This window comes from Geodermatophilus sabuli (assembly GCF_010686765.1).
GTDB lineage: Bacteria > Actinomycetota > Actinomycetes > Mycobacteriales > Geodermatophilaceae > Geodermatophilus > Geodermatophilus sabuli_A.
The window spans coordinates 278,493-301,099 of the sequence record NZ_JAAGWF010000008.1; the positions used below are offsets into that span (position 1 = coordinate 278,493).

Sequence of the window (22,607 nt, forward strand, 5' to 3'; positions counted from 1 at the left end):
AGCGGAGCTCGTGCCGTCGTATCGACGGGCCCGGGAGGCCAGCGGAGGGGTTCCGGGGGCGGGGTCACCCCTCCGGGGGAGGGTGATCCACAGGTGGCACCCGATCGGCGTACGTGTCGGCCGCCGGCGGCCACCACGCACCGTGACGGTGCTCGAGCGGGATGCGGAGCTCACCGCCGTCCTCGGTGGAGACGACCAGCTCGACCCGCGCCACGCGACGGTCGGCGCCCGCGACCCGCACCACCCGGCCGGTCGCCAGCGGCAGCGGCGGGAGGACGAGGGCATCCCCGGCGGTGGAGGACTCGGCCATGCGGCTCCTTCCCGGGCGGTGGCGTCGGCGGTCCCGGCGTGCATGCTGCCGGAAACGCCCAGGTCCCGTCGTCCGCGTCGGACGCCGCGGGGAGCATCGCCGTGTCCCCGCTGCAGGTCCCGCCGCGAGCTGGCGAGCGATGGGGGCAGCGGGGTCCTCTCTCAGCGGTCGGCGATCGGCACGAACGCCCGCTCGGTGGCGCCGGTGTAGACCTGCCGCGGCCGGCCGATCTTGGTGGACGGGTCGGCGATCATCTCGCGCCACTGCGCGATCCAGCCCGGCAGGCGGCCGAGGGCGAAGAGCACCGTGAACATCCGGGTCGGGAAGCCCATCGCCCGGTAGATCAGCCCGGTGTAGAAGTCGACGTTCGGGTAGAGCTTGCGCTGGACGAAGTAGTCGTCGGAGAGCGCGACCTCCTCGAGCTGGCGGGCCAGGTCGAGGAGCTGGTTGTTGCCGCCCAGCTTGTCGAGCACGGTGTCGGCGGTGGACTTCACGATCGCCGCACGCGGGTCGTAGTTCTTGTAGACCCGGTGGCCGAAGCCCATGAGCTTCACCCCCGGCTCCTTGTCCTTGACGCGGGCCACGAAGCGGTCGATGTCGCCGCCGTCGCGCTGGATCGCCTCGAGCATCTCCAGGACGGACTGGTTGGCGCCGCCGTGCAGCGGGCCGAACAGCGCGTTGATCCCGGCCGAGACCGAGGCGAAGAGGTTCGCGTGCGAGGAGCCGACCAGCCGCACGGTGGAGGTCGAGCAGTTCTGCTCGTGGTCGGCGTGCAGGACGAACAGCATGTCCAGCGCCGCGGCGAGCTCGGGGTCGACCTCGTACGGCTCGGCCGGCAGCCCGAAGGTCATCCGGAGGAAGTTCTCGACCAGCCCGAGGGAGTTGTCCGGGTAGAGGAACGGCTGGCCGACCGACTTCTTGTAGGCGTAGGCCGCGATCGTCGGCAGCTTGGCCAGCAGGCGCAGCGTCGAGATCTCCACCTGCTCCTGGTCGAAGGGGTCCAGCGAGTCCTGGTAGAAGGTCGACAGGGCGCTGACCGCCGAGGACAGGACCGGCATCGGGTGCGCGTCGCGCGGGAACCCCTTGAAGAACTGCTTGAGGTCCTCGTGCAGCAGCGTGTGCCGGCGGATCCGCTGGTCGAACTCGGCCAGCTGGTCGGCCGTCGGCAGCTCGCCGTAGATCAGCAGGTAGCTGACCTCGACGAAGCTGGCCTTGCCGGCGAGCTGGTCGATCGGGTAGCCGCGGTAGCGCAGGATCCCGGCGTCACCGTCGATGTAGGTGATCTCCGAGGTGCACGACGCGGTGTTCACGAAGCCGATGTCGAGCGCGACCTGACCGGTCGTCGACAACAACTTGCCCGTGTCCAGGCCGTCGGACCCCTCCGTGGCCGGTACGACGCGCAGGGGCAGTTCTCCACCGGGGTAGCGCAGGGCGACGTCGGGGTTGCCGGCCGCGGGTGCGCTCGCTGTCTCGCTCATCGGTACGGACGCTACTCACGACGTCGGGACGCCGCACAGGGCCCCGGCGTCCGACCCCGTCGGGGGCCCCGCCCTCAGCGTCGGAGGACGGGGCCCGTCCTCAGGGGTGGGTCATGGAGAGGACGTCGAGCGCCTCGTCGAGCTGGGCCTCGGTGAGCTTGCCCTGCTCGACGTAGCCGCGCTCCACCACGACCTGACGGATCGTCTTCTGCTCGGCCAGCGACTGCTTGGCCACCTTGGCCGCCTCCTCGTAGCCGATGTACTTGTTCAGCGGCGTCACGATGGACGGCGAGGACTCGGCCAGCTCTCGGCAGCGCTCGACGTTGGCGGTGATGCCGTCGACGGTCCGGTCGGCCAGGATCCGGCTGACGTTGGACAGCAGCCGGATCGACTCGAGCACGTTGCGGGCCATCAGCGGCAGGGTCACGTTGAGCTCGAAGTTGCCGGTCGTGCCGGCGAAGGCGACCGCGGCGTCGTTGCCGATGACCTGGGCGGCCACCTGGATCGTCGCCTCGGGGATCACCGGGTTCACCTTGCCCGGCATGATCGAGCTGCCCGGCTGCAGGTCGGGCAGGAAGATCTCGCCGAGTCCGGTCCGCGGGCCCGAGCCCATCCAGCGCAGGTCGTTGGCGATCTTCACCAGGCCGACGGCGATGGTGCGCAGCTGCCCGGAGGCCTCGACGAGCGAGTCGCGGGAGCTCTGCGCCTCGAAGTGGTCGCGGGCCTCGGTGAGCGGGAGGTCCAGCTCGCCGGCCAGCCGCTCGATGATGGCGGCGGCGAACCCGGGCGGGGTGTTGATGCCGGTGCCGACAGCGGTGCCGCCCAGGGGCAGCTCGCCGATCCGGGGCAGCGAGGCGCGCAGCCGCTCGACGCCGTACCGGATGGCGGCCGCGTAGCCGCCGAACTCCTGGCCGAGGGTGACCGGGGTGGCGTCCATCAGGTGCGTGCGCCCGCTCTTGACCACCTCGGCGAACTCGTCCGCCTTGCGCGAGAGCGACAGCTCCAGGTGCTGCAGCGCCGGGATCAGGTCGCGGACGATGGCGCCGGTCGCGGCCACGTGGATCGCCGAGGGGAAGACGTCGTTGGACGACTGCGAGGCGTTGACGTGGTCGTTGGGGTGGACCGGGCTGCCCAGCGCCTCGGTGGCGAGGGTGGCGATGACCTCGTTGGTGTTCATGTTGCTCGACGTCCCCGAGCCGGTCTGGAAGACGTCGATGGGGAAGTGGTCGTCCCACTCGCCACGGGCGACGGCAGCCGCGGTGGTGACGATGGCGTCGGCGACCTCCTGCGGGAGCACACCCAGGGAGGCGTTGACCGCGGCGGCCGCCCCCTTGATGGCGGCCAGCGCGCCGATCAGCTCCCGTTCGATGGGGGTCCCCGAGATCGGGAAGTTCTCGACGGCGCGCTGCGTCTGCGCCCGCCACTTCGCCCAGGCGGGGACCCGCACCTCGCCCATGGAGTCGTGCTCGACGCGGTACTCAGCGCCGTCCTGCGCTGCGCCGTCCTGAGGGGCCGTGTTGTCGGCGGGCATGCTGCAGCTCCCGTGTGTGGTGTGTGGTCACAGTTCTCCGGGGCCGACCCTAGATCCCCGGCAGGACGCGCCCGGGACCGCGCCGGAGGGCGGCCGCCGTCCTGTCCCGCGCAGCAGGGGGCCTCTAGCATCCCGACCGCCGCCACCCGCACCCGAGGAGCCCGGACCGATGTCGCAGCCGCCCGACCCGCCGCAGGGTGGCCCGGACCCCACGGGCGACCAGCCGCGTCTGCCGGCCTGGCTGAGCAAGCGCGATCCGGACGGCGACGAGCCGACCCAGCAGCTCGCGCGGCCGGACGACGAGACGCAGGTGCTGGGGCAGCCCGGCGGCACGACGCGGGAGATCCGACCCGGCGGGTCCCTGCCACCTCCCGCAGGGCAGGACCGGCAGGAGACCGCGCAGTTCGACCAGCCGCAGTTCGGTCAGCAGCCCCCCTACGGTCAGCCCCCCTCCGGCCCGCAGCCACCCCAGGGTCCGCCGCCGCAGTACGGGGCGCCGCCTCCTCACGGTCAGCCGTCCCAGTACGGGGCGCCGCAGTACGGGGCGTCCCCGCAGTACGGGGCGACGCCGCAGTACGGGCAGGCCCCGCAGCAGGGGCAGCCGCCGTGGGGGCAGCCCGGGTACGGACCTCCCGGGTACGGACCTCCCGGGTACGGACCTCCCGGGTACGGGCAGGCCGGGTACGGACCTCCCGGGTACGGGCAGGCCGGGTACGGACCGCCTGGCGGGCCGGGCGGTCAGGGGCGCGGCGGCCCCGGCGGCAGCGGTGGTCGCAACCGCGTGATCGCCATCGTGGTGGCGGCGGTCGTGGTCGTGGCCGCCATCGCCGCCGGCTCGTTCTTCCTGCTCCGGGGCGATGGCGACCCCGACCCGGCGTCGACCACGACGGACACCGCCACCTCCTCGTCGTCGGCCTCGTCCTCCTCCTCCTCCTCCTCGACGTCCTCGTCTGCTCCCTCGTCGTCCACCTCGTCCTCGTCCTCGCCGCCGGGCGGGCCGCAGGACGTGCCGGCGGGCCGGCCTCCGGGCACTCTGGGCGACGACCCGGAGCTCGACGCCCTGGTCGAGGGTTGCTTCGCCGCGGACTGGGCCGCCTGCGACTCCCTCTACTTCGACAGCGACGTCGGATCGGAGTACGAGGCCTACGGCGAGACGTGCGGCGGCCGCAACGAGCCGGTCTTCGGCACCTGCGCGGACCGCTACACCGGCGGCGGGAGCGGCGGCGACGCCGGTGGGGTGCCCGCCGACCTGCCGCCGGGGCAGCCGGCGCCCGGGGGAGGCGAGCCGGACGTGCGGGCCGTGGCCGGCGAGTGCGAGCGGGGGGTGGTGGCCTTCTGCGACCTGCTCCAGCTGGCCGCGCTCGCCGACCCGGCGCTGGAGGAGTTCGCCGAGTACGGCGCCACCTGCGGCGGCCGCAACGAGCCGATCGACTCCTGCACGCAGCGCTACGACGACTGAGGGGCGACGGCCCCGGCCGGGACGGCGGCGCCGTCGCCGGCCCGGCTCCGGCGGCCGGCGGCTCGGCTACGGTCGGGCCCGTGGACGCCGACCTGCCACCCGCCGTGCGCGCCTCCGACGCCGACCGCGAGGTCCTCGTGACCCGCCTGCAGAAGGCGCTCGCCGAGGGTCGGATCGACCTGAACGAGTTCGGTGAGCGGGTGGAGGCGGCCTACGCGGCGGTCACCCGCGCCGAGCTCGACGCGCTCGTGGCCGACCTGCCCGCCGACGCTCCGCCGCCGGTGGAGATCGTCGGTCAGCGGATGCCGGAGGCGCTGAACTCGGTGTTCGGCGACGTCCGCATCGAGGGCACGGCAGCCGTGCCCCGCCGGGTGTCGACGGTCTTCGGCGACGTCCGGCTGGACCTGCGTGCGCTGCGCACCGACGCCGACCGGATCGAGCTGGAGCTGGGTGCGGTGTTCGGCGACATCGACGTGATCGTCGCCGAGGGGGTCGACGCCGAGCTGTCGGGCTGGACGGTGTTCGGCGACAAGAAGACCAAGCTGGCGCCCGTGCCGCGGGTGGCCGGCACGCCCCTGGTCGTCGTGCGGGCGCGGACGGTGTTCGGCGACCTCCGGCTGCGCAGCCTCGCGCCTGGCGAGTCGGCCAGCCGGTGGCGGGCGATCATGGACCGCCTGGCCCAGCGGCCGCTGCCCCCGCCCGCCCCGCCGGTGCCCCCGGTCCCGCCGCCCGCCCCGCCGCCGTCGCTCAGCTGAGCTCGTCGGAGCGGTCGAAGGCCACCGCGGAGTAGGCGCGCAGCTTCTGCAGGGAGTGCAGGCTGTCGATCGACCGGATCGTGCCCGATCGCGAGCGCATGACCAGCGACTGGGTGGTGCAGCCGCCGGCGCGGTACTGCACACCGCGCAGCAGTTCGCCGTCGGTGATCCCGGTGGCCACGAAGAAGACGTCGCCACGGACCAGGTCGTCGATGTGCAGCACCCGGTCGAGGTCGTGCCCGGCGTCGAGGGCCTTCTGCCGCTCCTCGTCGTCCTTGGGCCACAGCCGGCCCTGCAGCGCTCCGCCCATGCACTTGAGCGCGCACGCCGCGATGATCCCCTCCGGGGTCCCGCCGATGCCCAGCAGCAGGTCCACGCCGGTGCCCTCGCGGGCGGCCGCGATCGCGCCGGCGACGTCGCCGTCGGTGATGAACCGGATGCGGGCTCCCGCCTCGCGGACCTCGTCCACCAGCTGCTCGTGCCGGGGTCGGTCGAGGATGCAGACGGTGACGTCCTCCACGGAGCAGTGCTTGGCCTTCGCCACCCGGCGGATGTTCTCCGCGACCGGGACGGTGATGTCGACGACGTCGGCCGCGGCCGGACCGGTGGCCAGCTTCTCCATGTAGAACACGGCCGAGGGGTCGTACATGGCGCCGCGGTCGGCGACGGCCATCACCGCGATCGCGTTGGGCATCCCCTTGGCCATGAGCGTGGTGCCGTCGATCGGGTCGACCGCGACGTCGCACTCCGGACCGTGCCCGTCACCGACCTCCTCGCCGTTGTAGAGCATCGGCGCCTCGTCCTTCTCGCCCTCGCCGATGACGACGACGCCCTTCATGCTCACCGTGCCGATCAGCGCCCGCATCGCGTCGACCGCGGCGCCGTCCCCACCGTTCTTGTCCCCTCGGCCGACCCATCGACCGGCGGCCATGGCCGCCGCCTCGGTGACCCGCACCAGCTCCATGGCCAGGTTGCGGTCGGGAGCGGGGCGGTCGGCGCGGAAGGTGCTCCCGCTGCGGGTCGGGCCTTCGGGCAGCGGCAGGGACACGGGACCTCCTGGGGACAGGCCCCGTCCTCCCCACCCTTCGCGAGCTCAGGGCGGGGCCCGGGACGGGGCCATGGGCGGCGAGGCGGGAGCGCGGTCCTGTCATCCTAGGGGGATGACCGGAGTCGGCCCGACGAGCCAGCGGCCTCCCCAGGACGCGCAGACCACGCCGCCCTCACCGGCGGTGGAGCGGGCCAACCGGATGAGCGCGGCGAACATGATCCGCTCGCTGGTGCCGCTGGTGGTCATCTGCCTGCTCCTCGTCGCCTGGGTCGCCTTCCGGCAGTCGGCCGTGGAGCCGGTCCGCGAGGTCGATCCGTCCACGACCGTCGACCTGGCCGCGGCACGCGCCGCCTACCCCCTGGTGGTCCCCGCGGGACTGCCGGCGGACTACCGGGTGACCAGCGCGCGCACCGACGCCGGGGAGGCCGACACCGGGGACCCGGTGACGCTCGAGCTGGGCTACCTCACACCGGAGCAGGAGTTCGCCGGCTTCGTGGTCAGCGACGACGACCGCGCCGACGCGGTCACCGGCGTCCTCGGCGGCGTCCAGGAGGAGGACACGCGCGACCTGGGCGGGCAGAGCTGGAGTCGCGCCACCACCGCACGCGGCGAGACCGTCCTGTGGCGGGCCGTCGACGGGGTGACCGTGCTGGTCACGGGCTCGGCCGCGGACGCCGAACTGGAGACCGTGGCCGCCGCCGTGCCCCCGGTGCCCTGACGGGGACGTCGGCAGGATGTTGAGACTGTGTGTCACAGATCACGACTCGATGTAGCTGCGGCGGGTCGTGGCGTGTGACTCGTGTGACTGGAGTGACTCTTGTGTCCCGGCCCATCACGGACGTCGTAGGGGCCAGGCTCATCGAGGAGCTCACGATGTTCGAACGCGGTACGTGCCCCGGCGGCGACCACCGTGCCCCCAAGACCGGCGGGTCTTGCGCGTGCGGCATGGTCACCCGGATCCCCGCTGCCCGGCGGGCCGCAGCCCAGCCGCCGGCCGAGGTGCTGGCCCTGCTCGCGCGGTGCCTGGACGAGGGGTCCGACGGCCTGGACGCGGTGGCCTCCGGGCTGCTCAGCCAGCGGGCCGACCGGCTGCTGGCCGCCCTCACCACGGCCGGCCTGGTCCTCAGTACCGGGAGCGAGCTGCGGCTGTCGGCCTGAACCTCGTCAGCCCCGGCCGGGACCCTCGGCCGGGGCGGCGGCGGCCAGCCGCTCGCGGGCGCGGTCGAGCCAGTGCTGGCACAGCTCGGCCAGCGCCTCGCCCCGCTCCCACAGGGTGAGCGACTCCTCGAGGGTCAGCCCGCCGGCCTCCAGCCGCCGGACCACGTCGGCCAGCTCCTCGCGGGCCTGCTCGTAGGTGGTCGTCGGCTCGGTGGGCTCCGCGGTGGTCACGGTGTCCCATCCTGCCGGTCGACCCGCACGGGCAGCCGGCCGCCCGCGACCCGCACCGACAGCTGCTCGTCGTCCCCGACCTCGGCCGGGTCGCGGACGAGGGCGCCGTCCGCCCGCTGCACGACCGCGTAGCCCCGCTCCAGCGTCGCGGCGGGGGAGAGGGCGGCGACCCGCGCGCGGGCGTGCTCGAGGTCCCGCTCGGCACCCTCCACCCGGTGGGTGAGGGTGCGGCGGGCCCGGGTGCGCAGCTGCTCGACGTCCTCCACGCGACCGTGCAGCAGCCGGTCCGGGGAGGCCAGCACCGGCCGGGTGCGCACGCTCTCCAGCCAGCGCACCTGCTGCTCGAGCCGGGCGGTCACCAGGTGCCGGGCACGGGCGCGCAGGCCGTCGACCAGCGCCCGTTGCTCGCCGATCTCGGGGACCACGCGGTGCGCGGCGTCGGTCGGGGTCGCCGCGCGGACGTCGGCCACGTGGTCGACCAGCGTGGTGTCGGTCTCGTGCCCGACGGCGGTGACCACCGGCGTCCGGCAGGCGGCGATGGCCCGCACCAGCCCCTCGTCGGAGAACGGCAGCAGGTCCTCCACCGAGCCGCCGCCGCGGGCCACGACGATCACCTCGACGGTGGGGTCGGCGTCCAGGCGGCGCAGGCCGTCGATGACCGAGGCGGCCGCCGACGTCCCCTGGACCAGGCTGTGGTGGACGGCGAAGCGCACCGCGGGCCAGCGGCGGCGCGCGGTGACCAGCACGTCCCGCTCGGCGGCGCTGTCCCGGCCGGTGACCACCCCGACGACGGCGGGGGCGAACGGCAGCGGGCGCTTGCGGGCGGCGTCGAACAGGCCCTCGGCGGCCAGCAGCCGGCGGATCCGCTCGATGCGGGCCAGGAGCTCGCCCAGTCCCACGGCACGGATCTCGGTCGCGCGCAGCGAGAAGGACCCGCGGGCGATGTAGTAGTCCGGCCGGGCCCGCACGATCACCCGGGCGCCCTCGGTCAGCTCCAGGCCGGGCCGGTCGGCGACGTCCCGGGAGCAGGTCACCGGGACGGAGAGGTCGGCGGCCGGGTCGCGGAGGGTCAGGAAGACCGTGGCCGCGCCGCGCCGGGACAGCTGGGCGACCTGCCCCTCGACCCACACCTCACCCAGCCGGCCGATCCACTCGGCGACCTTGCGCGCCACGGTGCGCACCGGCCACGGCGCTTCGGGCGTGGACGGCGCGGTCATGACCCCGAGGGTGTCAGACGGCGCGGACACCCCTCGTGGCCCGTCCCGGACGGCGCGACCCCCCAGCCCGCGCCGAGGGCGCGGGCAGGGGGGCCCTCTCTCAGGCGCCGCGGGGGGCCAGCGGGCTGGCGTCGGCTGCCTGCTGGTCCAGCTTCTCGAGCCGGTTGCGCAGCATCGTGAGGTACGGGGCGCGGGCACGGGTGGCCTGCTCGTAGTCCAGCAGGTCCCGCACCGTCGCGTGCTGGTAGCCCCGCAGCCGGCCGCGCAGCTGGGCGACGGTGAAGCCGTCGTAGCCGTCGACCGGGGCGGCCCCGGCGTCGCCACCGCCGGCGGCGGACTCGTCCGGGCTCCCGGCGCCCTCCGCCGCGGGGCTCGCGTCTGCCGTCGGCGACTCGCCCCCGGCGCCGGACTCGGGAGCCGCGACGCCCTCGTCGGTGACCGTGGCCTCCACGGTCGAGATGCCGCCGTCGGTGGTGGGGACGTCGACGCCGCCCGACTCGCCGCCGCCGGTGGCCGCGGCGACCGGGGTGCCCCCCTCGTCGGTGGCCAGCACCTGATCGGCGGCCGCGTCCGCCGTCGGCGGCTGGGGCTCGTCGGCGGACTCCGGCGCGGCGACGCCCTCGTCGGTGACCGTGGCCTCGACCGTCTCGATCTGGCCGTCGGCGGTGAGGACGTCGACCTCGGTGGCCACGTCCGCGGTCAGGTCCGCGGCCGGCTCCGGCACGGTCGGGGCGTCCCCGGTGGTGCCGACGTCGGGGCTGCCCGCCTCCTCGCCCACGGGCGAGCCGCCCGGGTCACTCGGCGCGGGTGCCTCGGTCGTGGGGGCGGCGTCCCCGGTGACGGCGTCCGGCGGGGTGGTCGGGCTCTCGGCGATCAGCTCGGGGTCGACCAGGCCGCCGTCGGCTGCGCCGCCGTCGACGAGTGCGGCGTCCGGAGCGCCGTCCGCCTCGAGCAGGGCGGTCTCCAGCGCGTCCTCGGTGGTGAGACCGGCGACCGGTGCCGCGTCGAGGTCGGCGGCGGCCACCTGGTCGTTGATGTCCTGGAGTGCCTCGACGACCTCCTCCGGCGCCGGCTCGGGCGGCAGGCCGGAGACCTCGTCGTCGACGAGCAGGGCGACCTCGGCGTCGATCTCCGCGTCGGTGGGGCCCTCGTCCGGCACGGCCTCGGCGGCCCGGTCGAAGGCGGAGGTGTGCACGCCGTTGCCGGTCGGGGCGGCCGGGAGGTCCTCGTCGAACGTCGCCATGCCGGGTTCGTCCGCACCCCGCAGCCCGGTGAAGAGCTCGTCGCCGCGGGCGACCAGGCCGGAGTACTGCTGCTGGAGCTTCATCGTGGCCTGCATGGCCAGACCGATCACGCGGACGGGCAGGCCCGGCAGCGTCTCGGGGAGGCGGCGGGCCTCGTCGAGGACGGTGGCGGCCAGCCCGGCGGCGGCGCGGACGACTTCAGGGATCTCTCGGGCCATGCGCCACAGCGTGCCCCACAACCCGCGGCCCGACACGCGATGTGTGCAGTTCCACCCCCGCGGGCCACACGGGAGCGTGGTGGGCGATCACACCGTCGTGCAGCGGGCCGGGCGGCGTCGCCCACCTACCATGGCGGGTATGGCTGATCAGCGCGGACGCGTCCTGCTGGCCGATCCCCGGGGCTACTGCGCCGGCGTGGACCGGGCGGTGGTCGCGGTCGAGCGGGCCCTGGAGATCCACGGTGCCCCGGTGTACGTCCGCAAGCAGATCGTCCACAACAAGCACGTGGTGGCCACGCTGGAGCGGCGGGGCGCGGTGTTCGTCGACGAGACGTCCGAGGTGCCGGAGGGGTCGGTCGTCGTCTTCAGCGCCCACGGCGTCTCCCCGGCGGTGCACCAGGAGGCCGCCGACCGGCAGTTGCGGACCATCGACGCCACCTGCCCGCTGGTGAGCAAGGTGCACCAGGAGGCCAAGCGGTTCGCCAAGGACGACTACGACATCCTGCTCATCGGCCACCGCGGGCACGAGGAGGTCGAGGGCACCGCCGGAGAGGCCCCCGCCCACATCCAGCTCGTCGACGGCGCCGACGACATCGCGAACGTCCAGGTCCGGGACCCGGAGAAGGTCGTCTGGCTGTCGCAGACCACGCTGTCCGTCGACGAGACGCTCTCGACCGTCGACCGGCTCACCGAGCGCTTCCCCGGTCTGCAGTCCCCGCCCAGCGACGACATCTGCTATGCCACCCAGAACCGCCAGCAGGCGGTCAAGCAGATGGCCGGGGAGTGCGACCTGGTGGTCGTCGTCGGCTCGACCAACTCGTCGAACTCGGTCCGGCTGGTCGAGGTGGCCCTGGAGGCCGGCGCCCGCGCGGCGCACCTGGTGGACTTCGCGTCGGAGATCGACCCCGCCTGGCTGGACGGCGTGTCCACCGTCGGTGTGACCAGCGGCGCCTCGGTGCCGGAGATCCTGGTCAGCGAGGTGCTCGACCTGCTGGCGGAGCGCGGCTACGCCGACGTCGAGACGGTCAAGGCCGCGGAGGAGCGGCTGGTCTTCGCGCTGCCGCACGAGCTCCGGGTGCGCCGTGCCGAGCCGGCGGCCGGGCCCGCCTGACGACGGTCTCCGGCGGGTCCCAGGACCCTCGCCGCCCCCCTGGGTCGCGCGACGATGCGGTTCCGTGTCGTCCGACGACCCGGAGGGGACGCCATGACCAGCCCGGCTGCCAGGGCCGACCCGGCGCCCAGCGCGACCGACCACACCGCCTCCACGAGGCGTGCACCTCGCGCCGTGCACCGGTCCCGCCGGGGTGGCCGGGTCCTCGCCTCTGGACCTTCGACGACGCCGGGTGGGTGACCCGCTTCCGGCACCACGTCCACACGGCCGAGCACATCGCGGCCACCCGGGCAGGAGACCCGCCGGCCGGCGGACCGCACCCGCGGCTCAGCGGCGGGCGGCCCAGCGGATCAGCGCGAGGACGAGGGCGACGGCGGTGGCGATCGCCATGGTCGGGAAGCCGCGGACCAGCAGGGTGGCCATCGCGGCGAGGCTTGCCGTCGAGAAGACCGCGGTGCTCACGGCCGCGGCAGCGATGTAGACCAGAGGCGGCGCGACGACCATCGTGACCAGGTCGCGGCGACGGACCGCCAGCGTGGCCAGGGCCGTGGCGGCGGTCAGGGCGACCAGGGTGACCAGGCCCGGGCCGGAGCCGAAGAAGGAGTCGACGGCCGCGCCGGCGAGGCAGGCGAGGAAGACGACCACCACGGCGACGGCGCCGCGCAGGCGGCCGCCGCGCTCGGGGACCGGGACCGGCCGGCGGGTCGCGCGGGGCTCCGCCGGGCGGCGACCGCGCGGCGGGAGGTCCTCCCGGTCGGCGCGGGGACGCTCGACGGGGCGGCTGTGCTCGAGGGGGCGGGCCGACTGCACCGGACGGCTCGGCTGTGCCGGACGACCGGGCCGCGGCGGACGGCGGTCCTCGTTCCGGGAGGCCGGCGACGGGGTGGGGTCCACGCCGCGGCTGCGGGCCAGCCGGGCCAGGTGCTCGGGCAGGGGCGGCAGGTCGGTGGACGCCATCCGCGCGGCCGGGCGCGGCGGCAGCGGCGGGCGGGGCACCCGGGCCACGTGGTCCTCCGCGTCGGGGTGGGGCATCCGCGGGGCGGCGCGTCGCTCGCCGCGTCCACCGGATTCGCGCCAGGTGTCGGCTGTGCGGGCCGTGGCCATGGCGTACCTCCCGTCCCGTCGGATCCGCCCCCGGGAGGGGCATCCTCTCGCAGATCACGGTAGCGACGGGAGCTGTGCCGCGCCGGGAGGACGATGCCGACGCGCGCTGTGCAGAAGTGCCAAACCGTCAGCGGTCGTCGGTCATCCGGTGGTACGGCCGGGGCGGCTGTGACGGAGCGGTACGTGCGCGACGGCAGGGTGTGGTGGACCGGGCGACTCAGCCGGTGGTGCCGTCGCGGTCCCCGGCGACGTCGCGGTCCCGGTCGCCGGGCAGCGGCAGCTCCGCCGGACGCAGCGTGCGGATCGTCGCCTCCAGCGGCTGTGGGGTCGGCACCGGCGTCTCGGCGACGCCCAGGTCGTCGAAGCGGCGGGCGGCCACCAGCACCGAGCTCTCGTAGGAACCCACCGTCTCGTTGTAGCGGCCCATCGCCGAGGACAGCGCCGAGCCGAGGCGGGTGAGGTGACCCGACAGCGTGGTGAGTCGGGCGTGCAGCCGCCGTCCGACCTCCAGCACCTGGTCGGCGTCGCGGGCCAGCCGCTCCTGCCGCCACGAGTAGGCGACGGTGCGCAACAGGGCCAGCAGCGTGCTGGGCGTGGCCAGCACGACGTCGCGGGCGAAGCCGTACTCCAGCAGCCCGGGCTCGGCCTCCAGGGCGGTGGTGAGGAACCCGTCGGAGGGGACGAACAGCACGGTGAACGGCGCGGCGGGACGGAACGCCGTCGGGTAGCGGCGGGCGGCGAGCTGGTCGACGTGGGTGCGCAACTGCCGGGCGTGCACGGCGATGCGCTCCGCGCGCACGCCGACGTCGTCCGCCTGCACCGCCTCGATGTAGCCGGCGAAGGGCACCTTCGCGTCGACCACCACCTGCCGCCCGTCGGCGAGCGTCACCACCAGGTCGGGGCGGACGCCGGCGCCGGCGTCGTTGGTCCCGCTGGGCTGCTCGACGAAGTCGCAGTGCTCGAGCAGGCCGGCCACCTCGACCACCCGGCGCAGCTGCACCTCCCCCCAGCGGCCGCGTACGTGCGGGGTGCGCAGCGCCGTCACCAGGGCGGCGGTCTCCTGCCGCAGCATGGAGGAGGCCTGCCCCACGCTCCCCATCTGCTCCCGCAGCTCACCGTGGGCGGTCGCCCGGGCCCGCTCGATCGTGGCCAGCAGGCGGTGCAGGTGGTCCAGCGACTCGTGCACCGGTTCCAGCCCCTCGTCGGCGGGCCGGCGGCGGGCCAGCAGCGCGACGACGCCGAGGGTGACGGCCGTGGCCAGCAGGGCGCCCAGGAGGAGACCGGTGAGCAGGGAAGCGGCATCCATGGTCGGCGAGCCTGCCTCAGGTCACCGACACTTCCCGGCAACCCGGCCAGAGTGGCCACGACGGCCGGACCGCGGACGGCCGACGCGGCCACGCAGGCCGGGCCGCCGGCCGAGGCGAGGGCTCCTGCGTCAGGCGGGGACGGGGGCGTGCGCGGCCTCGTGGTCGAGCAGCCACCGCTTCACCGGCGTCCCCCAGCGGAAGCCGCCCAGGCCGCCGTCCGAGCCGAGCACCCGGTGGCAGGGGACGAAGAGGGCCGCGGCGTTCCGGGCACAGGCGTTGGCCGCCGCCCGCACCGCCGCCGGCCGGCCGCAGCGGGCGGCGAACGCGGCGTAGGTGTCCGGCTCGCCGGCCGGCACCGTGCGCAGCACCTCCCAGGCGTCCTCGAGGAAGGGCCCGGACCGCTGCCGGACCGGCACGCCGTCGATGGCGGTGACGTCGCCGGCGACGAACTCCGCCACCTTGTCCAGCGCGGGGAGGTGCTCGGCCGCCTCGACCCAGGTGGGCCGCAGCGCGCGGTGCACGACCGGCAGCAGCTCGCTGACGTCGGCGGTCCAGCCGGACGCGAGGACGACGTCGTCGGGCCCGACGACGACGGTGAACGGGCCCGGCGGTGTGTCGACGGTGGCGAAGCGGGCGGGCGAGGCGGTCATGAGGCGCTCCGATCGGGGAGGGGGTGCCGGGTGAAGAGGCTGGGGACGGCGAGCGCCCACAGGTGCAGGACGGCGTAGGACCGCCACGGCCGCCACCGGGTCGCGGCGTCGGTGTCCGAGCTGCCGAGCGTGGCCAGGGACCGGCGCAGGGCGAGGTCGCCGGGCAGCCAGACGTCGGGGTCGGCCAGCCCGCGCAGCGCCACGAGCGACGCCGTCCAGGGCCCGATGCCCGGCACCGCGCGCAGCGACGCGACCGCCGTCTCCCGGTCCGCCCCGGCGTCGAGGCTGACCCGGCCGGCGTCGAGCGCGGCGGCCAGTGCGGTCACCGTGCGGCTGCGGGCGCCGGTCAGCCCGACGGCCGAGAGGTCGGCGTCGGCGAGCGCGGCGGGGCGGGGGAAGGCGTGGGTCAGCGTGCCCACCGGCTCGGCCAGCGGGGTGCCGACGGCGCGGAGCAGCCGCCCGGTGAGCGTGCGGGCGCCGGCCACCGAGACCTGCTGGCCGAGCACCGCGCGCACCGCGAGCTCGTCGGCGTCCGGGGAGGCGGGCACCCGGCAGCCGGGGGCGGCGGCGACGAGAGCGGCCAGGGCCGGGTCGGCGCCGAGGACGTCGTCCACCGCCGCCGGGTCGGCGTCGAGGTCGAGCATCCGGCGGCAGCGGGCCACCGCGACGCCCAGGTCGCGCAGGGCGGTCAGCCGCAGCCGGGCGGTGACCGCGGCACCCCCGTCGGGGCTGGGGGACAGGCGCACCACCGCCGGCCCGTGCGGCAGGTCCAGCACGCGGGCGAACGTCGTCCCGTCCCATTCCTCGAGGCCGGGGACGGCGTGCGCCCCCAGGAAGAGCAGCACCTCCGCCCCGTCGTAGGGAGCGCGCGCGGCCAGCCGGAGGGTGAGCTCGCCGGGTGGCCCGCCGCGGGTGGCACCGGGCGCGGCACGGCGCAGCTCGGTGGGAGTGAGCGCGAAGACCTCGCGCACCGTGTCGTTGAACTGCCGGATGCTGGCGAACCCGGCGGCGAAGGCGACGTCGGCCATCGGCAGGTCGGTGGTCTCGATCAGCAGCCGGGCGGTCTGGGCGCGCTGGGCGCGGGCGAGGGCGAGCGGGCCGACACCGAGCTCGTCGACCAGCAGCCGGTGCAGCTGACGCTCGGAGTACCCGAGCCGCGCGGCCAGGCCCGGAACGCCGCCACGCTCCACCTCGCCGTCGCCGATCAGCCGCATGGCGCGGGCGACGACGTCGGCCCGGACGTCCCACTCCGGAGAGCCGGGGACGGCGTCGGGCCGGCAGCGGCGGCAGGCGCGGTACCCGGCGCCCTGGGCGGCCGCGGCGGTCGAGAAGAAGCTGACGTTGCGCGCCAGCGGTGTGCGCGCCGGGCAGGAGGGGCGGCAGTAGATGCCGGTGGTGGCCACGGCGGTGAAGAACCAGCCGTCGAACCGGGCGTCGCGGCTGGTCACCGCGCGGTAGCAGCGTTCGGGGTCCAGGAGCCGGCTCACGCACCGAGCATGACACCCCCGAGGGGCCTGGACTGGCGGTTTTCGGACGGGGCCGTCAGTCGCCGGACCCGCTCACATCCGGCCGTCGTCGCGGACCACGCGCAGGTGCGGGCCGGTGCGGACGTCGGCGCGCGCGTCCTCCACGAGCGGCAACCCGGCCGCCCGCCGGACCCGGTTCTCCGGGACGTCGAGCGCATGCGCGAGGGCGCCGGCCAGCCGTTCGCTGATCAGGCCCGAGTGTCCGCCGGACGCGATCCGGGTGATGGTCTCGGGCGCGATCGCCCACCGCGACCGCCGCGACGCCTCGTCCGCGGTCGCGTCCAGTTCGAGCAGCCGCCGCTGGACGAGTCGCTGCAGGTCGTTGTCGGCCACCCGGGAAGGCTAGGTCGGCGTCCCGCCTGCGGACAGTCCTGCAGGTCCCGTGTCGACGAGGACCCCGATCCCGTCGAGCAGTCGCGCCAGCCCGAACTCGAACGACCTCCGCGGGTCGTAGGCGCCGAGTTCCTCGCCGGCGACCGGGCCGACCCGGGCCGCGGTCGGGAACCGCTCGGCGTCGAACACCTGGGCGACGTAGGGCTCGGTCGCGGCCCACCACTGGTCCTCGCTGATGCCGGTCACCCGCTCCGCGGCGGCCTTCTCGTGCACCCCGCCGACCGTGCCGCGCACGAAGCCGTTGACCAGCGTGACCAGCAGGTCCATCTGGACCTCGGGCAGGCCCAGCCCGTCGACGGCCCGCAGTTCCAGCTCGTACTTGCGCATCAGCCCCGGCCCGAGCGGGGGACGGCCGGTGGACACGTGCAGCGCCCAGGGGTGCCGGAGGAAGAAGTCCCAGTTGGCCCGGGCGAGGGCCTCCAGGCGGGCCCGCCAGGGACCCGCGGTGAGCAGCCGCTCGTCGGGGTGGAGTTCGCCGAGCACGGCGTCGAGCATGAGGTCGAGCAGCTCTCCCTTGCCCGGGACGTGCGTGTACAGGGTCATCGCGGCCACCCCCAGCTCCGCGGCCACCCGGCGCATCGACAGCGCGGACAGCCCGTCGGCGTCGGCCAGCGCGACGGCGGCCGCCACGATCCGGTCGACGTCCAGGGTCGTCTTCGGGCCCGGCCGGGAGTCGGCGCCCGGCGGCGTGCGCCAGAGCAGCGCCATGCTGCGCGCCGGATCGCCGGTGCCGGTGAACTCCGTGGCCATGTCCTCACTCTCCAGCATGCCGGGTCGCACACTGGCGGAACCATCTCCGTACGGCGTACGTTGTTGCCCCTCGGTGATGACGTACAGCGTACGGAGGACGGCGTGACGATGGCGATCGAGGTGGCGGGGCTCACCAAGACCTACGGGACGACGGTGGTGCTGGACGGCGTGGACCTGCAGGTGGCGCGCGGATCGGTCTGCGCCCTGCTGGGCCCGAACGGGGCGGGCAAGACGACGGCGGTCCGCGTCCTGACGACGCTGACCCGGCCGGACGCGGGCCGGGTGCACGTCGCCGGCGTGGACGTCCTCCGCCACCCCCGGGCCGCGCGGCGACGGTTCGGTCTCGTCGGGCAGCAACCCGCGGTCGACGACCTCCTCGGCGCCCGGCAGAACCTCGTGCTGTTCGCCCGGCTGCACCACCTGGACCGCCGGACCGCCCGGGCCCGGGCCGACGAGCTGCTCGAGCAGGTCGGGCTGGCCGGCACCGGGGCCAAGCCGGTCCGGCAGTTCTCCGGCGGCATGCGCCGGCGGCTGGACGTCGCCGCGGGCCTGGTCCTGGCTCCCGAGGTGCTCTTCCTGGACGAGCCGACGACGGGGCTGGACCCGGCCGGTCGCCGCGACGTCTGGGACACCGTCCGCGCGCTGGTCGCGGGCGGGACGACGGTCCTCCTCACCACCCAGTACCTGGAGGAGGCCGAGCAGCTGGCCGACGACGTCTGCGTGCTCGACGGTGGCCGGGTCGTCGCCCGCGGCACGCCGCGCGAGCTGACCGCCGCGATCGGCGGGGACCGGCTGGAACTCGTGGTGGGCGATCCGGCCCGGGCGGCCGAGGCCGCGCGGCTGGCCGAGCGGGCGGCGGGTGGTCCGCCGGGTGCGCCGGCGGCCGACGGGGTGCGTGTCACGGTGCCGGTGTCGCGGCGCCCCGGGGTCGTGGGTGCCGTCGTGCGTGCGCTGGACGAGGCCGGCATCGAGGTGGACGACGTCGTGCTGCGGCCCACCACCCTCGACGAGGCCTATCTGCGGATCACCGGTGCCGACCGCACCCGGACGGAGGTGCCGGCGTGACCGCGGCGACGCACCCGGCCGGGGAGACCACCGTCGGCGCGCGCCTGCGCTGGGCGGTCACCGACGCGCTGACCGTCGCCGGCCGGGATGCCGCGCACTGGCGCCGGCAGCCGGCCGCCCTGCTGGTGAACGCCCTGTTCCCCGTCCTGCTGCTGTTGATGTTCGTCTACCTGCTGGGCGGGTCCATGGCGGTGCCCGGCGGCGGTGACTACCGCGACTTCCTGGTCCCCGGGATGCTCGCGCTGGCCATGGTGTTCGGGGTGGAGGCCACGATGACCGCCGTCGTCACCGACACGGCGCGTGGCATCACCGACCGGTTCCGCTCCCTGCCCATGGCGCCGTCGGCGGTGGTCGCCGGTCGCTGCCTGGCCGACCTCGCGTCCTCGGTGGTGGGACTCGTGGTCCTCCTCGCCGCGGGTCTGGCGATCGGCTGGCGACCGGCCGGCATCGGGTCCGCCCTGGCCGCGGTCGGGTTGTTGCTCCTGCTGCGCCTGGCGTTCCTCTGGATCGGGATCCACCTGGGGCTGCTCACCCGCGATCCGGCCGCGGTGACGGCGGTGCAGATCCTGGTGTGGCCCTTCGCCTTCCTGTCCAACGCGTTCGTCGCCGCGTCCTCGATGCCGGGCTGGCTCGCGACCGTCGCCGAGTGGAACCCGCTGGCCGGCACGGTGACCGCCGTCCGTGACCTCTTCGGTGCCCCGGTGGGGACCGGTGGCGGCTGGGCGACCGAGCACGCGACGTTGCTCGCCGTCGGCTGGCCGGTCGTGCTCACCGTGGTGTTCGCGACGCTCAGCGTGCGGCGGTTCCAGGCGCTGTCGTCATGAGCGCACCGGGCGGTGGGAGCTGCCCCGGCGGGCTCGGCGGGACGGACGGACGGGGTTCAGCGGGAGAGGCCAACCGAGCCCAGGAGAGCGCCGCGTCGCCGACCGACGCGGGCGCACAGGTCGAGCACGGCGCCGACCAGCACCAGGCCCGTGCCGAAGACCAGCCCGGAGGGCCGCGTCTCGGGCAGCACCAGCGCGAACAGCAGGACGGCCATCCCCCCGACGACCAGCACGACCGTCGCCGGGCCGGCCCACATCGCTCGCTCCACGCGTTCCCCCTGCTGGCTGCCCGCCGGTCCCCCGACCGCGGTGCGATGACGGACGGTAGTGATGTCCCGGCACAGCTGGCCAGGGACCCCACTCCGACGGGGGACACGTCGTCGCTCACGGCGAGGGCGTCGCTCCGAGCTGTGCGGGTAGCGCCGCCCGGGAACTCACCCCGAGCTTGGGGAAGATCCGGTACAGGTGCGCGCCGACGGTCCGGTGCGAGAGGTACAGCCGCTCGCCGATCTCACGGTTGGTCAGGCCCGTGGCCGCGAGCTGGGCGATCTGCAGCTCCTGGGGGGTCAGCTGGTCGGCGGCGTCGGGGCGGCGGCGTCCGCCCGCGGCACCGGACGCGCGGAGCTCCGCGCGGGCGCGGTCGGCCCACGGCGGGAGACCCAGCGCCTCGAACGCGTCCCGCGCGGCCTGCAGCGGCACCCGGGAGTCGACCGCCCGCCGCTGGCGGCGCAGCCAGGCGCCGTGGGCCAGCAGGAGCCGCGCCCGGTGGAAGGGCCAGGCCGAGAGGTCCACCGCCAGCGCCTCGGCGAACCCGTCGCCGTCGTCGCGCGCCAGCGCCCGGGCGCAGGTCAGCGACGCCCGCAGGAGCGGGGAGCCGACCGTGGCGGCGAGGCCGCCCAGCTCCTCGAGCAGCGGGCCCACCTCGCTGGCCCGGCCGCTGTGCACCGCGGCGTCGACCAGGTCGTCGACCACCCACCAGCGCACGAACGGGTGGGCCGTCGGCGAGGCGGGGTCGGCGATGGTGTGCAGCTGCTCGTAGGCCTCGGCGTGCCGGCCGGCCGACAGCGCGGCCCGTCCTCGGACGAGGGCGACCAGGGACAGCATCGGTGTCGCGGCCGAGGGCAGCAGCACCCGCTCGGCGCGGGCCGCGAGGTGTTCGGCGAGCGCGGCGTCCCCGCGGATGGCCGCCACGGCTCCCGAGGCGAGGCGGGCGACGGCGGCCCAGCGGGGCTGCCCCGTCTCCTCCGCCAGCCGGGTCCCCTCGTCGGCCGCCGGCGCCGCGGTGGTCGCGACGCCGAGCAGGGCACCGCCCCACGCCCGGTGCACCAGCTCCTGCGCGAGGAGGCCCAGCCGGCCCTGTGCCCGCAGCAGCGTCTCGGCCTGCTCGTGCAGCCGGACGGCGGTGTCGAGGGCGCCGACCGCGCTGGCGGCCGCGCCGAGCAGACGGAGGGTGTCGGCGTCCCCGGTCGGGTCCCGCGACCCGGCCGCCAGGGCGTCGAGGACGGCGTCGCCGCAGCCGACGGGATCGGCCAGCGCGAGGGCGGCGAGCAGCCGCGGGTCGCGCGGGGAGGCCGTCGCGCGCCGGGCGCTGCCCACCAGCCGGTCCCGCACGGCCTGCGGCGGGTTGGACCAGTGGCTGCGCAGCGCGACGAGCAGCAGGGAGTCCAGGGCGCGGTCGGGGTCGCCCGCTGCCTGCATCCGGTCGGCCAGGTCGACGAAGGCCGACAGGTTGTCGGCGCCCGACCAGCTGGCCTCGACCAGGATCTCGCGCAGCCACAGCAGCTGCAGCCGGTCGGCCGGGCGCAGGTCGAGGGGCTCGGCGTCCCGGAGCAGCTCGGCGACGCGCGCGGAGCGGCCGGCGTCGGCGGCCAGGCGGGCCGCGCCCAGCAGCCGCTCACCACGGGTCGCAGGATCGGGGGTCAGCTGCGCGGCGCGCTCGAGCGCGGCTTCGGCGGCGGGCACGTCGCCGCGCGCGTGCGCCCGCCCGGCAGCGGTCACCAGCGCGGCCGCGATGTCCTCGTCGGGTCCGACGCAGGCTGCCGCGCGGTGCCAGACCTGCCGGTGTGGCGCCCCGGCGAGGACGTCGGCCAGCGCGGAGTGCGCGGCGTGCCGGGCGGCCAGCCGCGCGCCCTGCCGGACGGCGGACCGGACGAGGGGGTGACGGAAGCGCACCCGCGCGTCGTCGTCCACCCGCAGCAGCCCGGCGCCCGCGGCCGGCTCGAGGTCGGCCAGGGTGGCCGGGTGGCCGAGCAGCGCGGTGCCGGCCGCGAGCACCTCGGCGAGGCGGTCGCCGTCGTCCAGGGCCGCCACCAGCAGCAGCGCCCGGGTGGCGGCCGGCAGCCCGGGCACGCGCGAGGCGAAGGCCTGCTCGAGCCGGGCGGTCAGGGGCAGCCAGGCCGAGGGGACGGCGTGCCGGGCGCCCAGGCCCGGGCCGAGCGGCAGCTCGACCAGCGCGAGCGGGTTGCCCGCCGCCTCGCCGAGCAGCCGCTCCCGCAGGTCCCCGGCCAGGCCGGGGGCACGGCTGTCGAGCAGGGCGCGGGCGTCGGCGTCCTCCAGCGGCGCCAGGGACAGCTGGTCGAGCCCGGCGGTGCACAGCGGGGTCGCGCCGACGTCGTGCCGGCCGCCGGCCAGCAGTGCGATCGGTTCGCCGGCCACCCGGCGGCCGACGAAGGCGAGCACCTCGCTGGTCGACCGGTCCAGCCACGGCGCGTCCTCGACGAGCAGCAGCACGGGAGCCACCTGGGCCAGGTCGGCCAGCAGGTCCAGCGTGCCCAGCGCGGTGCGGAACATCGGTGGCCCCGGCTCGCCGGTGCCCAGCGCGGCCCGCACCTCGGGATGGGCGTCCGCCGGGAGCCGCGCGAGCACCGGGGCGAGCAGGTGGTGCAGGGCGGCGAAGGGGAGGTGCGCCTCCGAGGGCACCCCTGCGGTGCGCAGCACCCGGAACCCGGCCGCGCTCGCGCGGACCCCCGCCTCCTCGAGCAGCGCCGACTTGCCGATGCCCGCGTCGCCACGTACCAGCAGCGTGGCACCGCTGCCCGTGGCGGCCGCGGCGAGCAGGGCGTCGAGCACGGCGAGCTCCGGCTCCCGGCCCAGCAGCCGCGGCTCCCGGGGCACGGGGCACTCGGCGACCCGGAGCCGGGGCGGCGTTGCGGTGGTCACGCGGGCCTCCCGACGGTGCTCGCCGGCCGGTTCTGCTGGTCCCGACGCTAGGCCGGGTCCGCAGGCGGG

The 22,607-nt window shown here is 75.9% G+C and carries 22 protein-coding genes; 7 read left to right on the forward strand and 15 right to left on the reverse strand.

Annotated features, from left to right (window positions below; translation table 11 throughout):
• Positions 1-64: 64 nt before the first annotated feature.
• From GCU56_RS08200 to GCU56_RS08210, 3 genes are all read right to left on the reverse strand, one after another.
• A complete protein-coding gene (locus GCU56_RS08200) occupies positions 65-310 on the reverse strand; it encodes a hypothetical protein (RefSeq protein WP_163481017.1) in 246 nt (81 codons plus the stop codon).
• A 161-nt stretch (positions 311-471) separates the two neighbouring features.
• Entirely contained in the window at positions 472-1,788 is a 1,317-nt protein-coding gene (locus GCU56_RS08205) for a citrate synthase (RefSeq protein WP_163481018.1), read from the reverse strand.
• A gap of 100 nt (positions 1,789-1,888) precedes the next feature.
• Positions 1,889-3,319: a class II fumarate hydratase gene (locus GCU56_RS08210; RefSeq protein WP_163481019.1), complete on the reverse strand. Its 1,431-nt coding sequence runs from the start codon at positions 3,317-3,319 to the stop codon at positions 1,889-1,891.
• Positions 3,320-3,488: 169 nt separating this feature from the next.
• Here GCU56_RS08210 and GCU56_RS08215 point away from each other — a divergent pair, with 169 nt between their 5' ends.
• Together GCU56_RS08215 and GCU56_RS08220 are read left to right on the forward strand one after the other, a co-directional pair.
• On the forward strand, positions 3,489-4,778 hold the full coding sequence (locus tag GCU56_RS08215; RefSeq protein WP_163480785.1) for a hypothetical protein: 1,290 nt from the start codon (positions 3,489-3,491) through the stop codon (positions 4,776-4,778).
• A gap of 80 nt (positions 4,779-4,858) precedes the next feature.
• Positions 4,859-5,533, forward strand: coding sequence for a DUF1707 domain-containing protein (locus tag GCU56_RS08220; RefSeq protein ID WP_345771722.1), 675 nt, complete (start codon positions 4,859-4,861; stop codon positions 5,531-5,533).
• Here the strand turns inward: GCU56_RS08220 and glpX are convergent.
• Positions 5,526-6,581, reverse strand: coding sequence for a class II fructose-bisphosphatase (gene glpX, locus GCU56_RS08225; RefSeq protein ID WP_345771723.1), 1,056 nt, complete (start codon positions 6,579-6,581; stop codon positions 5,526-5,528). The two genes, GCU56_RS08220 and glpX, sit on opposite strands and share 8 nt — an antisense overlap.
• Before the next feature lie 112 nt (positions 6,582-6,693).
• Here glpX and GCU56_RS08230 point away from each other — a divergent pair, with 112 nt between their 5' ends.
• Together GCU56_RS08230 and GCU56_RS08235 are read left to right on the forward strand one after the other, a co-directional pair.
• Positions 6,694-7,299, forward strand: a complete 606-nt coding sequence (locus tag GCU56_RS08230; protein ID WP_163481020.1) for a DUF4245 domain-containing protein — start codon at positions 6,694-6,696, stop codon at positions 7,297-7,299.
• Between the two features lie 155 nt (positions 7,300-7,454).
• The gene (locus GCU56_RS08235; RefSeq protein ID WP_163481021.1) at positions 7,455-7,739 is read left to right on the forward strand and encodes a hypothetical protein; all 285 of its coding nucleotides are present in this window, start codon (positions 7,455-7,457) and stop codon (positions 7,737-7,739) included.
• A 6-nt stretch (positions 7,740-7,745) separates the two neighbouring features.
• Here the strand turns inward: GCU56_RS08235 and GCU56_RS08240 are convergent, their stop codons facing one another.
• The 3 genes from GCU56_RS08240 to GCU56_RS08250 all read right to left on the reverse strand — a co-directional run bounded on the left by GCU56_RS08240 (position 7,746) and on the right by GCU56_RS08250 (position 10,649).
• Complete coding sequence (locus tag GCU56_RS08240) at positions 7,746-7,970, reverse strand: exodeoxyribonuclease VII small subunit (RefSeq protein WP_163481022.1); 225 nt, start codon at positions 7,968-7,970, stop codon at positions 7,746-7,748.
• Positions 7,967-9,187, reverse strand: a complete 1,221-nt coding sequence (xseA, locus tag GCU56_RS08245; protein ID WP_163481023.1) for an exodeoxyribonuclease VII large subunit — start codon at positions 9,185-9,187, stop codon at positions 7,967-7,969. The genes GCU56_RS08240 and xseA overlap by 4 nt, the downstream gene beginning before the upstream one ends.
• A gap of 100 nt (positions 9,188-9,287) precedes the next feature.
• Positions 9,288-10,649 (reverse strand): hypothetical protein, encoded by a 1,362-nt coding sequence (locus GCU56_RS08250; RefSeq protein ID WP_163481024.1) that lies wholly within the window; start codon positions 10,647-10,649, stop codon positions 9,288-9,290.
• Positions 10,650-10,788: 139 nt separating this feature from the next.
• On the opposite strand from GCU56_RS08250, the gene GCU56_RS08255 reads away from it, so the two are divergent.
• On the forward strand, positions 10,789-11,760 hold the full coding sequence (locus GCU56_RS08255) for a 4-hydroxy-3-methylbut-2-enyl diphosphate reductase (RefSeq protein WP_163481025.1): 972 nt from the start codon (positions 10,789-10,791) through the stop codon (positions 11,758-11,760).
• 327 nt (positions 11,761-12,087) lie between these two features.
• On the opposite strand, the gene GCU56_RS08260 is transcribed toward GCU56_RS08255, so the two are convergent.
• The 6 genes from GCU56_RS08260 to GCU56_RS08285 all read right to left on the reverse strand — a co-directional run bounded on the left by GCU56_RS08260 (position 12,088) and on the right by GCU56_RS08285 (position 17,490).
• On the reverse strand, positions 12,088-12,864 hold the full coding sequence (locus tag GCU56_RS08260; RefSeq protein ID WP_163481026.1) for a DUF6542 domain-containing protein: 777 nt from the start codon (positions 12,862-12,864) through the stop codon (positions 12,088-12,090).
• Positions 12,865-13,081: 217 nt separating this feature from the next.
• Complete coding sequence (locus tag GCU56_RS08265) at positions 13,082-14,170, reverse strand: DNA recombination protein RmuC (protein WP_163481027.1); 1,089 nt, start codon at positions 14,168-14,170, stop codon at positions 13,082-13,084.
• A 129-nt stretch (positions 14,171-14,299) separates the two neighbouring features.
• Complete coding sequence (locus GCU56_RS08270) at positions 14,300-14,821, reverse strand: methylated-DNA--[protein]-cysteine S-methyltransferase (protein WP_163481028.1); 522 nt, start codon at positions 14,819-14,821, stop codon at positions 14,300-14,302.
• Positions 14,818-16,308, reverse strand: a complete 1,491-nt coding sequence (locus tag GCU56_RS08275; protein WP_163481029.1) for an AlkA N-terminal domain-containing protein — start codon at positions 16,306-16,308, stop codon at positions 14,818-14,820. Before GCU56_RS08275 ends, GCU56_RS08270 begins: the two co-directional genes overlap by 4 nt.
• Positions 16,309-16,380: 72 nt before the next feature.
• Positions 16,381-16,680, reverse strand: a complete 300-nt coding sequence (locus GCU56_RS08280) for a hypothetical protein (protein WP_163481030.1) — start codon at positions 16,678-16,680, stop codon at positions 16,381-16,383.
• Between the two features lie 9 nt (positions 16,681-16,689).
• Positions 16,690-17,490: a TetR/AcrR family transcriptional regulator gene (locus tag GCU56_RS08285; protein ID WP_163481032.1), complete on the reverse strand. Its 801-nt coding sequence runs from the start codon at positions 17,488-17,490 to the stop codon at positions 16,690-16,692.
• A gap of 108 nt (positions 17,491-17,598) precedes the next feature.
• Between GCU56_RS08285 and GCU56_RS08290 the strand changes: the two genes are divergently transcribed.
• Both GCU56_RS08290 and GCU56_RS08295 read left to right on the forward strand, forming a co-directional pair.
• Entirely contained in the window at positions 17,599-18,555 is a 957-nt protein-coding gene (locus tag GCU56_RS08290; protein ID WP_163481243.1) for an ABC transporter ATP-binding protein, read from the forward strand.
• A complete protein-coding gene (locus GCU56_RS08295; RefSeq protein WP_163481033.1) occupies positions 18,552-19,379 on the forward strand; it encodes an ABC transporter permease in 828 nt (275 codons plus the stop codon). The genes GCU56_RS08290 and GCU56_RS08295 overlap by 4 nt, the downstream gene beginning before the upstream one ends.
• 56 nt (positions 19,380-19,435) lie before the next feature.
• Here GCU56_RS08295 and GCU56_RS08300 read toward each other — a convergent pair whose 3' ends face one another.
• Entirely contained in the window at positions 19,436-19,648 is a 213-nt protein-coding gene (locus GCU56_RS08300) for a hypothetical protein (protein WP_163481035.1), read from the reverse strand.
• Between the two features lie 115 nt (positions 19,649-19,763).
• A complete protein-coding gene (locus GCU56_RS08305; protein WP_204331657.1) occupies positions 19,764-22,538 on the reverse strand; it encodes an AAA family ATPase in 2,775 nt (924 codons plus the stop codon).
• Between the last annotated feature and the right edge of the window lie 69 nt (positions 22,539-22,607).